Source organism: Variovorax sp. MSC1_012, from assembly GCF_023667525.1.
Classification (GTDB): Bacteria; Pseudomonadota; Gammaproteobacteria; order Burkholderiales; family Burkholderiaceae_C; genus Variovorax; species Variovorax beijingensis_B.
The window spans coordinates 748,960-762,098 of the sequence record NZ_JAMOZJ020000002.1; the positions used below are offsets into that span (position 1 = coordinate 748,960).

Genomic DNA, 13,139 nt, shown 5'->3' on the forward strand with positions numbered 1-13,139 from the left:
CGCATGAATCGCATCGCGCTGATCGAAGACCACGATCGCATGGCCACCTTGGTGTGCAAGGCGCTTCTCGGCGCGGGGATCGAGGCCGATGTGTTCGGGCGCATCGATGTCGCCTGGCACGCGCTGCGCCGGACGTCGTATGCAGCGCTTGTGATCGATCGCGGGCTGCCCGATGGCGATGGCCTCGAACTGGTGCGGCGGCTGCGCGCAGTCGGCACGCGTACGCCGTGCCTGATGCTGACGGCGCGGGATGCCCTGCATGACCGCGTCGATGGCCTGGAGTCGGGCGCCGACGACTATCTGGTCAAGCCCTTTCCGATGGAAGAACTCGTCGCGCGCGTGCGCGCGCTGCTGCGGCGCCCGGCCCAACTGCTGAGCCTGTCGCCTGTGTATGCCGACATCTGCGTACACCCCGAGAGCGGAACGCTGACCTGCAACTGCGATGCCGTCACGCTCGCGGCCGCCGAGCTTCAGATCATGCTTTGCCTTGTACGCAGCGGCGGCCAGACCGTGCGCCGCAGCGCGCTCGAATCAGCCGCGTGGGGACTTTCGGAGGCTGTCACGCCCAACGCCCTCGATGTGGCGCTGCATCGCCTGCGTAGAAAGCTGCAGGCCGTGGGCTCTGCGCTGCAGATCATCACTGTAAGGGGACGTGGCTATGCGCTTCGCGAAACTCCACTGGCCACATAGCCTCGGCACACGGCTGCTGGCGACGTACGTGGCCGGCATCCTGGTCTGCATTGTGGTGATCGTTGTCGTGAGCGCTGCCACGCTGCTTCTGCGCGGGGACACCTTGAATGAAGGAATCTCCACCCATGCACGGCTGATCGGGCGGCAGCTGCAATTCGATGCGACAGGACGCCCGACCGGATTAAACGAATCGGAACTCCCGAGCTGGTTGTACTCAGGCATGGGGAAAGAGACATCCGTTCGCGTACTCGACGCGGCCGGCGACGTCGTGATGCCGGCAATGCAGAACGCTTTAGCGCTGCTCGAGGAAGGCAAGGGCTTCGAGCCGCGTGACCACACGTTCGATTCGGTTTCAGACGGCCTTGCGGTGCGTGCCGCGACACATAGCCTCGATCACGAGGGGCAGCGATGGTATGTGCAGGTGGCGGTGAGCCAGCGCCTGATCGAGGTCATGGACCGCAGCGTCGGTCTGCCAGCCCTCGGGCAAGGCATTCTGCTTGCGTGCTTCGCGTCGGTCCTGGTGTTCGCCGTGGCCATGCATTTCACATTGGGCCGCATGCTCAGGCCGCTGCGGATAGCGTCCGAGAGTGCCGCACGCATCACGCCGCGCACGCTCGACGCCCGCTTGAGCGTGCAAGGACTGCCCTCGGAGATGCTGCCGCTGGTCGAGGCCTTCAATCGCGTGCTCGACCGCCTGGAAAGCGGCTACGTCGCGCAGCAGGATTTTCTTGCGGCGGCTGCGCACGAGCTCAAGACACCGCTCTCGTTGATCCGGGGGCAGATCGAACTGGGCGGCGACAGTGATGCCACCTTCGACCGCGGCGTCTTGATCCGCGACGTGGATCAGATGGCTCGGCACGTCAGTCAACTTCTGCACCTGGCCGAGGCGACGGAGTTGTGCAACTACGAGGTCGGCCTTGTCGGTGCAGCCGCACTGGTTGACGAAGTGGGCGACTATCTCGAACGACTGGCCGCACGCCGCGAGGTGCATCTGGACTTGCGGGTCGTGCCGGACTCGCTGTCCTGGCAGGCTGACCGAGGTGCGCTCTTCACGCTATTGAAGAATCTCCTGGAGAACGCGATCCAGCATTCGCCACCTCATGGCGTGGTACGTCTTAGGGCCGACGCACGGCGGATCTCGGTTCGCGACGAAGGTGCCGGTATCCCGACTGGTGATCTGCCGAGGATTTTCGATCGCTTCTGGCGCGGCGCGGGCCGGCGCGACGAAGGCGCGGGACTGGGCCTCGCCATATGCCGGGAGATCGCACTGGCGCACGGCTGGCGATTGACAGCACACGCGGCATCCCCCGGGACGGACTTTGTGCTCGCATTCGCACCGTAGCGACGATCGCTGCTTCAGCAGCTGTCAAGGATTCAGTGTTCGAAGCAAAGCAGCAACCAGAAGGTGATGGCGCCATCATCAATGAACCGCCGAAGCTTGAACGCGACGGCGATCAGCGCAAGGCCAGTCAGGACGTCCAGCAGCCAGGTATCGAACAACCATGACCCGAGGCTTCGGGCCCAACGGAATTTCGCGAACAGCTTGACGGCTGGTCTCATGTCGGCGAACTGAAGGGCTGAGCCGCAGACTTCGGTTTTCGGTGCGGGCGGGTGAAGGTCGAGCGCATTTGGCGTCACGGCGAATCTCTTGGGCCGCAGAGAACGGGGGTGACAGAGGCACACAACATGACGAGGTCTGATGGTGATGAAGCCTGGATGCTCGGTCCATCGGCCTTACCCTCTGCTTACCCGGCAAATGGCACCGCACTTTCGAGCCGGGCAGGTCCGGTAAGGATGCAGCAAGGCTAGAGGGTGGAGCATCCGGACACGATCAAACCGGAGCCCATGTGTCCTCAGTTCTTCTTCCGAAACGGCGGCGCCCAAGCTGCCAAGTGACGGACTGATCACGGATCACGGATCACGGATCACGGATCACGGATCCTTGCAGAGACTTGTTGGCCTAAGCTGCGTTCGATCACCAGCCGCCAAGGAACCAAACTGAAGCCAACTCCATCCTCGAGCATTGCGAAGCGCCCACTGGCAAGTTGGATGCTCCGGCGGTAAATGCCGCCGACCTGCGCGCCCTCCTCTGGCCTTCTGTAGACGAGACCGGTCTGGTCCTGCAAGGATTTGCCAGCCGCCGCCAGTTCCCGATTCCACAAGGTCGACAGCAGGTCACGTGCCAGCACAACGCGCCGGCCCCGGCGTTCGGCCAGGCCCTGCTCGACAGAGCAAGGCGCAGCCCACCGAACTGGCGAAGGTGGTGCGCTCGCGGCGCGCGCCGCAGGCGGTGGCCCTGCGTGCCTGCATCGTGTTGGTGACCGCCGATGGTGTCTTGCACGGAGCCATCGGCGAACGGTCTGGCCTCGTCGAGAAGGCGCGCGACATCCCCCGGCCGCCAGCTCGCCGATGTATCAGGAGAGGCAAGGGCCGCGAAGTTCGCCCGGTGAGGATCGGGCTATCCTACGGCCGCCGCGCGTGCGGCACCCTTCGTTCCGCCGTGCTCACCGAGGGACGCCGGTCCGACCACCTTTTCGCAAAGAGAAAGAGCTCACTCATGTTCCGCACCCTGCTCAAGTCCAAGATCCACCGCGTTGCCGTCACCGACTGCGAACTGCACTACGAAGGCTCCTGCGCCATCGACGAAGATCTGCTCGATGCCGCCAACCTGGCCGAGAACGAACAGGTGCACATCTGGAACATCAACAACGGCGAGCGTTTCGTGACCTACGCGATCCGCGGCGAGCGCGGCACCGGCATCATCTCGGTCAACGGCTCGGCCGCACGCCGGGCCTCGGTAGGCGACCTGATCATCATCGCGGCGTTCGGCCTGGTGCCTGAAGACCAGGTGGCGGGCTACAAGCCCAAGCTGGTGTTCGTGGACGGGGCCAACCGCATCAAGGAAGAGCGCGCGCACATTCCGGTGCAGGCTGCTTCGGGCGAAACCATCGCGGTCTGACGCGGCGACGCAAGGGATGGGCCGCGCGCGCAAGTCGCTCCCGACGAAGAAGTGACGGAAAGCCCGCATCGCCTCGAATGCCCTCCACGCCGTCCGAAGAAGAGCGGCAGGATTCGGACACCCGAGTTCCCGGAAGAGGCGCGATGAAAGGTCTTCCTCGTTGACGCCGCCTGCAAGCTCGGTCATCGCCTTGCGCCGCAGAGGCTCATGCCGCCGGACGACGGCCAGAAGCCGTGGTCCGCGGGTCGGGCAGAATTTGCCGGGCCGACCACCACACCCAGAGGACATCCGATGTCGCAAACCAACCAACTGCGCCCGTTTTCGTTCGTGCTGGCGGTGCCGGATCTCGAGCGAAACACCGCCTACTTCAGGGATGCCCTGGGCTTCGAGGCGCAGTGGCCGGAAGGGACCGGGTGGCAGCTTCTTTCGCGAGGGGATGTGCGCATCATGATCGGCCATTGCCCGGACGCCGCCCCACCGTCTGCGACGGGCGACCACAGCTATTTCGGATATCTGTATGTGGATGACGTCGATGCACCCCACGAAGAATTCGTCCAGCGCGGCGCGTTGATCCTGCAGCCGCCGGCAAACAAGCCGCATGGCATGCGCGAGTTCCCGGTCGCCACGTCTGACGGACACCGCCTCATGATTGGCCAGGACGTTGCGCCGAGGGCGGAAAGCTGAGCCGGCTTGTCGCGCGAAAGCCGACGGACGTTCGAACCTGGCTCGGAGCGACCGACGAACCCGCCTCGACTCGGAAGCAGTACAGTGACGGGCACAGGATTTCTTCGATGGTCAGCATGAAGCGCTCTCACACCCGGCCTGTGCCATTGCGTCCTCGCCGCTGGGCCACCTGGCTGACCGCGGCGTTCACGGCCGTCCTTGTTCCCTCCGTCGAAGCTTCCCAATCCATGGGCTGCAACGGCTCGCTCGTGAGCAAGGGAGACTCGCCTGTGTCGCTGCTTCAGAAGTGCGGCGAGCCGATCTATCGCCAGGGCGTCTGCGTGCCGATGCTGCAGTTGGGCTGGGTCGTGACGCCCTATCGCGCGGGCAGTCCCAGTGCGATTCTTGCGAATCAGTGCGTGCCCATGGAGGAGTGGACGTACGACCGGGGACCCGGTGCGTTCTTCGGGGTCGTTCGCATCTACAACGGCGCGATCGAGTCCGTGCGCGACGGCGAACGCAACCGATGAAGACCAGGCCATCGGAGGAGCCGGGCAGTTCATCGAAGCAGGACACGGCAATCTGGCAGGAACCCTGAGGGCATTGCTTGCCCCGCCACAGTACGCTGAATAGACTACGCAGCATGTCGACCCCTCTCGTCCTCGCCCGCACCGGCGCGGCGCTGCTTGCCGCAGCGGCGTGTGCGCGTGCACGCGCGGCCTGGAAGGCGGGCCGCAGGCAACCGCCCGCACATTTCTAGGCCCGGCGGTCGCTTCCTTTCTTCCTTTTCAGCGCAACCATCCACCGCCGGGCACAAGTCCCGCGCGTCCGCGGCCATCGTCGTCCATCGACGGGTCCGCACGAATGGAGTGCGTCAATGCATGCAACGATCCACGGCGAGCGCACGCTCACCGAACTTGATTTCGCCCGCCTGAACAAGCTGCCCAGGCTCAACCTGCCGCCCAGCCTTGCGGATCTTCTGGACTGTGCCGAAGTGACCAGCTCGAGGGCCGTGCCCGGCAACATCGTGACGATGTGCTCGCGCGTCGAGATCGTCGACACGCACACGCGTCGGCGGCAGACGCTGACCATCTGCTATCCCGAAGAGGCCAAGCCCGCGGCCGGTCTCATCTCGGTGCTGTCGCCGGTGGGAACCGGCCTGCTCGGCCTGAAGGTCGGAGACACCGCCAGATGGCAAGCCCCGAACGGGGAGGCATGCGCCGCTGAAGTCGCGGCGATCCTCTTTCAGCCCGAGGCGACCGGCGACTACACCACGTAGGCGGTCCGTCGAGCGCCGGCGTCCATGCCCGGATGGATCCCGGCTCAGGAGGACGGGCGGGACAGCGTTGCCAGCTTCTTCTTCGCGCTTTGCAGGAGCCCGATCCGTTCGACGGGCGGCTGGGCCTTCGTGTCTCCGAGCGCGATGATCTCGAGCGCGCAAGCCGCTGCCAGCTTGGACGCGAGCGGGTCGCGCACCGCCAGGCTGTTGAACCTGGGGTTCGATATCACGTGCACCTTCAGGTGACGGTGGATGATCTTCGACAGCTTCTGGCAGGCGGCTGCCATGGCGGCTTCATCGGGTATGGACTGGCCGTGCACGACCAGGAGCTCCACGGTGCCGTCCTTGTCCTCTCCCAGCAGGAAGGCGCGCAAGACCGAGTCCTTGAACTTGCTGCGCAGCATCGAGCGAAGCGGTTCAGCGGCAGCGAACGACTTCAGCGCGATGCTGCGCAGTTCGTCGTGGAAGACGAAAGAGCGGTCGAGCGTGATGGTGTCGGACTCATCCGCCTTCGACTTTTGCCTCTTCAGGATGCCGCTGCTGATGAGGTGCTCCAGCGTGCGCGCCACATCAGCAGGATCGAGCTTCGAACGCTGGGCCAGCTCGCCTGGCGCAAACGGTTGGTCGGGAGCCGCGTAGACGACCTTCAAGAGCTTTTGCACCTCGGGCGCGAAAAGAAAATCTGCGGCACTCATTTTTTCTGGATCCGGACAAGAGGAACGCATTATCGGGTTGAGACCTTGGCGGGCTCCAATCTTTGGCTCCGCCGAAGGTTGCACCTGACAGAATCACTGGCAACTTCACTTCCCCCGCGAACATGCTGCGCTTCGTCCTCATGACTGCGTTGAGCCTCGCCATCGTGGATGGGGCGGCCGCTCAATCGTCGCAACCGCGGCCGGCCGAAGCGGCTGCAGAAGCAGCGCCGGTGACCACGTATGCGCGCCTCGTCTCCGCCAGGGAGGAGGCCGACGGCAAGCTGTATGTCCGACTGAAGCTGCTTCCGAAAGCCAAGCTTCCTTTCACGGTCCAGAGGTTCAGGGTGAGGGACCGGACGCTGCTGGCCGGCATTGCGGAGGGTTCGTGGGTGAGGTTCACCGCGAAACACATCGATGGCGAGAACACGCTGACATCCATTCGCGTCACCGCCGAATGCAAGCGCTTTCAGGAATGCGGCTGAAGCTGGAGCCTGCCGGAGGGTGCATCATGGCGGGCGCGATCCCTCGCACGAAGGAAACCCATGCCGTCCTCCTCCGACTACGAATCGATGTTCGAGTTTGCGCCGATGTCGCTCTGGCTCGAGGACTACAGCGGGCTGCGCCAGCTGTTCGAGTCGTGGCGAAGCGCCGGTGTGGTGGACTTGGTGAAGCACCTGAATGCCGAGCCGGAACATGTGCGCGAATGCATGGCGCAGCTGCGGGTGCTGAGCGTCAACCAGAGCACGCTCACCCTCTTCGGGGCCCAGAGCCAGGCCGAGCTGCTGTCCCGGCTCGACAGCGTCTTTCGCGACGACATGACCGCGCCCGTGATCTACGAGCTGGACCAGCTCTGGCGCGGAAACCTCTGCTTCGGCAACCAGACGGTCAACTATACGCTGGACGGCCGCAGGCTCGACGTGCATGTGCGCGTGCAGGTGCTGCCCGGACATGAGGCGACTTGGGACCGCGTGCTGGTGTCTCTGGACGACATCACCGAGCGCGTGCGGGCCGAGCAGCTGCGCCTGGAAAGCGAGCGCTATGCGCGCGAGCTGTTCGAACGTTCGCCGGTGTCGTTGTGGGTGGAAGACTTCAGCGCGGTCAAGCTCCTGCTCGACGATGTCCGCAAGCGCGGCATCAGCGACTTCACGACCTTCATCAAGGTGCACCCCGAGTTCATCACGCGCTGCATGCGCGAGATCCGCGTGATCGACGTCAACCGGGAGACCCTGCGCATGTTCGGGGCGGCCGACAAGAACGAGTTGCTGGAGAAGATCTCGGACATCTTTCGCGACGAGATGCACGACTCCTTCGCCGAACAGCTGCAGGATCTCTGGAACGGCAAGATGCTGCAGCAGCGGGAGGTCGTCAACTACGCGCTGACGGGCGACCCGCTCAACATCCACATGCAGTTTGCCGTGCTGGAAGACCGGCTCGCGACCTGGGACCTGGTGCTGGTGTCGCTGATCGACATCACGGCCAGGAAGAAGGCCGAGGCCTACCTTGAATACCTGGGCAAGCACGACGTGCTCACGCAGCTGCGCAACCGCGCCTTCTTCTCGGAAGAGCTGAACCGGCTGTCGCGCAAGGGGCCGTGGCCGGTGTCGGTGCTGGTGATCGACATGAACGGCCTGAAGCCGGTCAACGACGAGGAAGGACACGCCGCCGGCGACGCGCTGCTGCGGCGCGTGGGCGAGGTGCTGGGCAAGGCGGTCGACGAGCCGGGCTGGCCCGCGCGCATCGGCGGCGACGAATTCGCCGTCGTGCTGCCGAAGACGGACGAGCGCGGGGCGGAGGCGATTCGCGATCGCATCGCCTCCATGCTCGATCTGAACAACCAGTTCTATGCGGGCCAGAGCGGACGGGTGCTGAGCCTCGCGGTCGGCGTGGCGACCTGCGAGGCCGGCGACCAGCTCGACGCGGCGCTGCAGCGCGCAGACCGTGCGATGTACGAGGAAAAGGCGCGCCACTACCGCGACAGCGGGGCCGAGCGCCGGCGCGACTAGGGCGCGCCGGCGGCAATGCCGGTTTTCACTCCGCGTCGAGCCGGTCCCGCCGCATGGCGCGCCAGAGTGCGAGGTCGTAGCAGATCTTGAGCAGCCCGCAGGCGACGAGCGGCAGCGAGATCCATCCGGCCGCGAACAGCGCGCCGCTGAGCGTCGGGCTGATGGCCGCGGCCAGGCTGCGCGGCACGGCGGTGAAGCTCGCCGCGGCGCTGCGTTCGGGCGGCGTCACGACCGCCATCACGTAGGCGGTGCGCGTGGGCACGTCCATCGACGACAACGCACTGCGGACCATCAGCAGGCCGAGCGCGATCGGCAGGCTCGGTGCCAGCGCCGCCAGCACCAGGCAGACATTGGCGGGCAGGTGCGTGAAGACCATGGTGTTGAGCAGGCCGATGCGCCGGGCCACCACGGGGGCGGCAAGCTGCGACGCCGCGCCGAGCAGGCCGGTCCAGAAGAAGAACACGCCGGCCTGGGTCAGCGAGAAGCCGAAGCGCTCCAGCAGCCACAGCGACATCAGCGCGTTGACCATCAGTCCGCCGGCAAAGGCATCGACGCTGAAGAGCGCCGCCAGCCGCACCACCACGCGGCGCGACGGCCCAAGGGGCGCCGGTGCCACGGGTGCGCTGCCCGCCTCGTGGATGCCGGCATGGTCAGGCAGCTTGCGGTAGAGCCAGAAGACGGCGAGCCCGATCGCAGCGTAGACCGCGAACATGCCGCGCAGCGCGTCGGGCCGCGCGAAGTGGCTGTGCCGAACCAGCCAGTCCGGCACGGCGGCCGCGAGCGCCCCCATGGCCGCGCACAAGGCACCCAGCAGGCTGTAGCGCGCGAACAGCGCGGTGCGGGCATGGCCTTGCGCCGCCGCCGCAAGGCGCGCGTGCTCGAGCGGAAGGAACACGCTGACGTCGCCGGAACTCGGATTGAGCGTGCCGACCAGCGCGACCACCAGCAGCGGCCAGAACGAGGACAGGCCCGCAAAGCCGAGCCCGGTGGCGGCCATCAGCAAGGCGGCGCCGCGCAGCAGCCGCCCGCCCGCGAAGCGGTAGCCCCAGGCGCCCACCGCGAGCGTGGCAAGGGCCGAGCCCAGCATGGTCGCCGTGCTGACGATGCCGACTTCCAGCGTGCCCAGGCCGATCGACAGCAGGTAGGCCGGCAGCAGCACCGCCATGTAGCCGTCGCCGAAGGCGCGCAGCCCCCGCGCGGCGAGCAGGGGCAGTGCATCGGCGCTGACGCCTGCCGGCAGCAGGCGCGCAAGTCCGGTGCGCGAAGGCGATGGCGCCGCGCTCATGGGCTGGGCTCCACGGCGTGTGCGGGGGGTGTATCAAGCAGGGCGGTGTCCACGGATGGCTCCATCACGGGTTGCCAGCGCTTGGACGGGACACCGTCTGGTTGTGCAGGCCGGGAGGCTGTTTTCCCGGCAAGGGCATGCTAGCAGAGACCCCATCGCGGTACGTAGTTCCCCTCAGCTTCTCGTCAGATTGCGATCAGCTCGGCGCAAGACCATTCGACCGTCCGGAGTTCCATCCGGATGGAGACAAGCCCGGGCGGAGTCCACCTGCGCCGGTTGCGTTCGACAACCCTCAATGCATCGGGAACGTATGAGAAACAGAAATCTTGTCAGGGGACTCTTCCTCATGGCAATCGCGCTGGCCTTCGGCCTCACGGCGCTTCGCTACCCCATCGGAGACCTGAGCCGCGCCGGCGCGGGTCTTTTCCCCGTCATGGTGAGCGGCCTGCTGCTGCTGATCGGCGTGTCGACGGTCGTGCGCTCGTTCTTCGTGGCGCCGGTGAAGCTGGATCTGCACTTCAAGAACATCGCGCTCATCCTCACGAGCCTGTGTGGCTTCGCGCTGATCTCCATGTACCTGAACATGATCGCGGGCATCGTCTTCATGGTGTTCTGCTCGGCCTTAGCCGGCAGCACGAACTCCTGGGTGCGCAACCTCAAGATCTCGGCCGGACTGATCGCCATGGCGCTGGCGCTTCAGAAGCTCCTCGGCCTCAACCTGCCGCTGTTCTGAGGACACGACGATGGAAGTCCTGAACAACCTCGCGTTCGGTTTCTCGCACGCCCTGACCTGGCACAACCTGATGTACTGCGCCATCGGCTGCACGGTGGGAACACTGGTGGGCCTGTTGCCCGGCCTGGGGCCGCTGGCCACCATCAGCCTGCTGCTGCCGCTGACCTATTCCATTCCCACCACCGGTGCGCTGATCATGCTGGCGGGCATCTACTACGGTGCGCAGTACGGCGACAGCGTGAGCGCGATCACGATGAAGATCCCGCATGCGAGCAGCATCGTGGCCTGCATCGACGGCTACGCGATGACGCTCAAGGGCAAGACCGGCCTGGCGCTGTTCACGGCCGGCTTCTCCAGCTTCATCGGCGGCACGGTTTCGATCCTGGTGCTGTCCTTCCTTGCGCCCGTGCTGGGCGAGGTCGCCTTCCTGTTCGGCCCGGCGGACTACGTCGCGATGATGCTGGTGGGCTTCGTGTGCGTGAGCTTCGTCACCACCGGCAGCCTGCTGAACGGCCTGGCAATGTGCATGATCGGCGTGCTGCTCGGCACCATCGGCACCGACGTCAACAGCGGCATGGCGCGCTTCACCATGGACATGCCCTTCCTGACCGACGGCGTGGGCATCGTGAGCATCGCGCTCGGCTGCTTCGGCATTGCTGAGATCACCAAGAACCTCGACTCCCGCGAGGAACGCTCGCCCTTCAACGGCAAGATCAACCTCATTCCGACCTGGGCCGAATTCAAGCGGATCATCCCCAGCGCGCTGCGCGGCAGCGTGGTCGGTTCGTTCCTGGGCATCCTGCCCGGCGGTGGCCCCACCATCGCGCAGTTCGCGGCCTACGCGCTGGACAAGAAGGTCAGCAAGTACAAGCACGAGATCGGCACCGGCTGCATCGAGGGCGTGGCCGGCCAGGCCGCAGCCGACGAAGCGGCGGCGCGCACGAGCTTCATCCCGCTGATGAGCATCGGCATTCCCGAGAACGCCGTGATGGCGCTGATGCTGGCGGCCTTCATCATCAAGGGCATCCAGCCCGGGCCGAACATGATCGCGAGCCACCCGGAGCTGTTCTGGGGCCTGGTGGCCAGCATGTGGATCGGCAACGTGTTCCTGCTGGTGCTGAACGTGCCGCTGGTGCGCTACTGGCTCTCGGTGTTCAAGATTCCGTACAGCGTGCTGTTCCCCTCGATCCTGTTCTTCTGCTGCATCGGCACCTACAGCGTCAACAACAACCTGGACGACGTGTTCATCACCGCCGCCTTCGGCTTCATGGGCTACATGTTCATGCGGCTCGAACTCGACGCCGCGCCGCTGATGCTCGGCTTCATCCTCGGGCCGATGCTCGAGGAGAACTTCCGCCGCGCGATGCTGCTGAGCCGCGGAAGCTTCGGCACCTTCGTGTCGCGTCCCATCAGCGGCACCTTGCTGAGCCTGATCGGCGTCTTCGTCGTGTGGCAGGTGGTTTCGTTCGTGCTGCAAGCCCGAAAGAAGATCGCCGTTGCGCCGCCCATGGCACTGGAGCCGCAGGAGTAGCAACCAACGACGCGGCAATCTGGTCCTCCATCGACGGGTCCGCACGAATGGAGTGGGTCCATGCATGCGGCAACGATCCACTGCGAGCGCACGCTCACCGACCTTGACTTCGCCCGCCTGAGCTGCCCGGGCTCAACCTGCCGCTCAGACTCGCGGACCTCCTGGACTGTACCGAGGTGACCAGCTCGAGGGCCGCGCCCGGCAAAAGGCGCGCCACTGCCGCGACAGAGATCGCGATTACTCATCCCAAGTCCGGGCTCCCTCCCGCTGAAAGCGGCGCCTGTAGGCCGAAGGCGTCGAGCCCGTGATCTGCCGAAAGCGGCGCGCAAAGTGGGTGGGCTCGCCGAAGCCGGTGCTTTCCCCGATCTCGGCCGCCGAAGCGCTGGTGAAGGCCAGCAGCGTCTTGGCCCGCTCGATCCGCCGTTCGGTCACGAGCTCCAGGAACGTCTTGCCGGTTTCGCTCTTCAGGAGATGGGACAGGTGGGTGGCCGACACGTGGCTGGCCTGCGCCGCGTCGGCCAGGGTCAGCTCCTGCGCGAGGTTCTGGGTGATGTAGCGGATGCAGCGCAGCACGGCCTGCTTGTACGACTGCAGCACCATCCCCTGGGCTTCGCAGAGCCGAAACTCCTCCCCGTAGCGCCGCCACACCATGCCGATCAGGTTGAGAAGATGGCTGCGGATCAGCAGGTGGCTTGCGGTTGCTTCGCCTGGGGGCCGCTGCGCTTCCTGTGCCATGCGTTCGCACAGGTCTTGCAGGTGCTGGGTATCGGCGGCGTCGAAACGGAAATCCAGGCAATGCTGGAAGCGGAATGGCGCGAGTTCGGGCGCACGCGAAAGCGGCACTTCCGACAGCTCGAAGACGTCGAGGTCCAGCGACGGCAGCAGATAGTCCTTGCTGATGTTGATGACGTGGAACACGCCATCGGCCGCATTGGGGATGTAGTGGGCCAGGAACGGCAGCACGAAGCTCACCGTGCCGGGTCCGATGGGCCGCTGGCTGCCGCCGATGTAGTGCCGGGTCTCGCCCCGGGTGTTCACGTAGATCTGGAAATACTCGTGCCGATGCGGGGCCGGGTTCGGCAGGCAGTTGCTCTGGTCGTGGATGCCGAAGTAGGCGCGCTGTGCCCGCGCTGCCATCGTGTAGTTGCGGATGGCAGGGGCACGGCGAGTGGGCAGCGGATCGTCGGAAAGGGTGGCTGTTTGCATGAGAGGGCCGGATGCAGGATCGCAAGGATTGCACATCTTTGCGCAAGCCTGTGCATTGAGGCTGGTGAATGTAGTTTCTAGACTCTAGTTCCTCC

At 65.5% G+C, this 13,139-nt stretch carries 14 protein-coding genes and 1 pseudogene; 10 read left to right on the forward strand and 5 right to left on the reverse strand.

The features are described 5' to 3' along the window. Positions 1-3: 3 nt before the first annotated feature. Both L1081_RS28935 and L1081_RS28940 read left to right on the forward strand, forming a co-directional pair. Entirely contained in the window at positions 4-690 is a 687-nt protein-coding gene (locus L1081_RS28935) for a response regulator (protein WP_489416933.1), read from the forward strand. Next, the gene (locus L1081_RS28940) at positions 659-2,032 is read left to right on the forward strand and encodes an ATP-binding protein (protein WP_489416934.1); all 1,374 of its coding nucleotides are present in this window, start codon (positions 659-661) and stop codon (positions 2,030-2,032) included. The genes L1081_RS28935 and L1081_RS28940 overlap by 32 nt, the downstream gene beginning before the upstream one ends. A 32-nt stretch (positions 2,033-2,064) precedes the next feature. On the opposite strand, the gene L1081_RS28945 is transcribed toward L1081_RS28940, so the two are convergent. Both L1081_RS28945 and L1081_RS28950 read right to left on the reverse strand, forming a co-directional pair. Further along, positions 2,065-2,328 carry a hypothetical protein gene (locus L1081_RS28945; protein ID WP_489416935.1) on the reverse strand — a complete coding sequence of 88 codons (264 nt, stop codon included), beginning with the start codon at positions 2,326-2,328 and terminating at the stop codon, positions 2,065-2,067. A gap of 287 nt (positions 2,329-2,615) precedes the next feature. After that, positions 2,616-2,915, reverse strand: a pseudogene (locus L1081_RS28950) (DUF3363 domain-containing protein); the annotation flags it as partial. A 332-nt stretch (positions 2,916-3,247) separates the two neighbouring features. On the opposite strand from L1081_RS28950, the gene panD reads away from it, so the two are divergent. The 4 genes from panD to L1081_RS28970 all read left to right on the forward strand — a co-directional run bounded on the left by panD (position 3,248) and on the right by L1081_RS28970 (position 5,591). Beyond that, positions 3,248-3,649: an aspartate 1-decarboxylase gene (gene panD / locus L1081_RS28955; RefSeq protein WP_489416936.1), complete on the forward strand. Its 402-nt coding sequence runs from the start codon at positions 3,248-3,250 to the stop codon at positions 3,647-3,649. 291 nt (positions 3,650-3,940) lie between these two features. Continuing rightward, a complete protein-coding gene (locus L1081_RS28960; RefSeq protein WP_489416937.1) occupies positions 3,941-4,333 on the forward strand; it encodes a VOC family protein in 393 nt (130 codons plus the stop codon). A gap of 116 nt (positions 4,334-4,449) precedes the next feature. Further along, entirely contained in the window at positions 4,450-4,842 is a 393-nt protein-coding gene (locus L1081_RS28965; RefSeq protein WP_489416938.1) for a DUF2845 domain-containing protein, read from the forward strand. Positions 4,843-5,189: 347 nt separating this feature from the next. Beyond that, entirely contained in the window at positions 5,190-5,591 is a 402-nt protein-coding gene (locus tag L1081_RS28970; RefSeq protein ID WP_489416939.1) for a GreA/GreB family elongation factor, read from the forward strand. 44 nt (positions 5,592-5,635) lie between these two features. Here L1081_RS28970 and L1081_RS28975 read toward each other — a convergent pair whose 3' ends face one another. Continuing rightward, positions 5,636-6,286: a hypothetical protein gene (locus L1081_RS28975; RefSeq protein ID WP_489416940.1), complete on the reverse strand. Its 651-nt coding sequence runs from the start codon at positions 6,284-6,286 to the stop codon at positions 5,636-5,638. A gap of 122 nt (positions 6,287-6,408) precedes the next feature. On the opposite strand from L1081_RS28975, the gene L1081_RS28980 reads away from it, so the two are divergent. Then, positions 6,409-6,768 (forward strand): hypothetical protein, encoded by a 360-nt coding sequence (locus L1081_RS28980; protein WP_489416941.1) that lies wholly within the window; start codon positions 6,409-6,411, stop codon positions 6,766-6,768. 60 nt (positions 6,769-6,828) lie between these two features. Then, a complete protein-coding gene (locus tag L1081_RS28985; protein ID WP_489416942.1) occupies positions 6,829-8,289 on the forward strand; it encodes a diguanylate cyclase domain-containing protein in 1,461 nt (486 codons plus the stop codon). A gap of 25 nt (positions 8,290-8,314) precedes the next feature. Here the strand turns inward: L1081_RS28985 and L1081_RS28990 are convergent, their stop codons facing one another. Beyond that, a complete protein-coding gene (locus L1081_RS28990) occupies positions 8,315-9,574 on the reverse strand; it encodes an MFS transporter (RefSeq protein WP_489416943.1) in 1,260 nt (419 codons plus the stop codon). Positions 9,575-9,920: 346 nt separating this feature from the next. Between L1081_RS28990 and L1081_RS28995 the strand changes: the two genes are divergently transcribed. Next, positions 9,921-10,307, forward strand: a complete 387-nt coding sequence (locus L1081_RS28995) for a tripartite tricarboxylate transporter TctB family protein (RefSeq protein ID WP_489416944.1) — start codon at positions 9,921-9,923, stop codon at positions 10,305-10,307. Positions 10,308-10,317: 10 nt separating this feature from the next. Further along, the gene (locus tag L1081_RS29000; RefSeq protein ID WP_489416945.1) at positions 10,318-11,838 is read left to right on the forward strand and encodes a tripartite tricarboxylate transporter permease; all 1,521 of its coding nucleotides are present in this window, start codon (positions 10,318-10,320) and stop codon (positions 11,836-11,838) included. A gap of 237 nt (positions 11,839-12,075) precedes the next feature. Here L1081_RS29000 and L1081_RS29005 read toward each other — a convergent pair whose 3' ends face one another. Then, complete coding sequence (locus L1081_RS29005) at positions 12,076-13,044, reverse strand: helix-turn-helix domain-containing protein (RefSeq protein ID WP_489416946.1); 969 nt, start codon at positions 13,042-13,044, stop codon at positions 12,076-12,078. Positions 13,045-13,139 lie beyond the last annotated feature (95 nt).

Bases quoted from the DNA above. Each gene is read 5' to 3' on its own strand.
- L1081_RS28985 (WP_489416942.1), top strand. From the start codon at position 6,829: ATGCCGTCCTCCTCCGACTACGAATCGATGTTCGAGTTTGCGCCGATG.
- L1081_RS28990 (WP_489416943.1), bottom strand. From the start codon at position 9,574: ATGAGCGCGGCGCCATCGCCTTCGCGCACCGGACTTGCGCGCCTGCTG.
- L1081_RS28975 (WP_489416940.1), bottom strand. From the start codon at position 6,286: ATGAGTGCCGCAGATTTTCTTTTCGCGCCCGAGGTGCAAAAGCTCTTG.
- L1081_RS29000 (WP_489416945.1), top strand. From the start codon at position 10,318: ATGGAAGTCCTGAACAACCTCGCGTTCGGTTTCTCGCACGCCCTGACC.
- panD (WP_489416936.1), top strand. From the start codon at position 3,248: ATGTTCCGCACCCTGCTCAAGTCCAAGATCCACCGCGTTGCCGTCACC.
- L1081_RS28995 (WP_489416944.1), top strand. From the start codon at position 9,921: ATGGCAATCGCGCTGGCCTTCGGCCTCACGGCGCTTCGCTACCCCATC.
- L1081_RS28965 (WP_489416938.1), top strand. From the start codon at position 4,450: ATGAAGCGCTCTCACACCCGGCCTGTGCCATTGCGTCCTCGCCGCTGG.
- L1081_RS29005 (WP_489416946.1), bottom strand. From the start codon at position 13,044: ATGCAAACAGCCACCCTTTCCGACGATCCGCTGCCCACTCGCCGTGCC.
- L1081_RS28980 (WP_489416941.1), top strand. From the start codon at position 6,409: ATGCTGCGCTTCGTCCTCATGACTGCGTTGAGCCTCGCCATCGTGGAT.
- L1081_RS28935 (WP_489416933.1), top strand. From the start codon at position 4: ATGAATCGCATCGCGCTGATCGAAGACCACGATCGCATGGCCACCTTG.
- L1081_RS28940 (WP_489416934.1), top strand. From the start codon at position 659: ATGCGCTTCGCGAAACTCCACTGGCCACATAGCCTCGGCACACGGCTG.
- L1081_RS28960 (WP_489416937.1), top strand. From the start codon at position 3,941: ATGTCGCAAACCAACCAACTGCGCCCGTTTTCGTTCGTGCTGGCGGTG.
- L1081_RS28970 (WP_489416939.1), top strand. From the start codon at position 5,190: ATGCATGCAACGATCCACGGCGAGCGCACGCTCACCGAACTTGATTTC.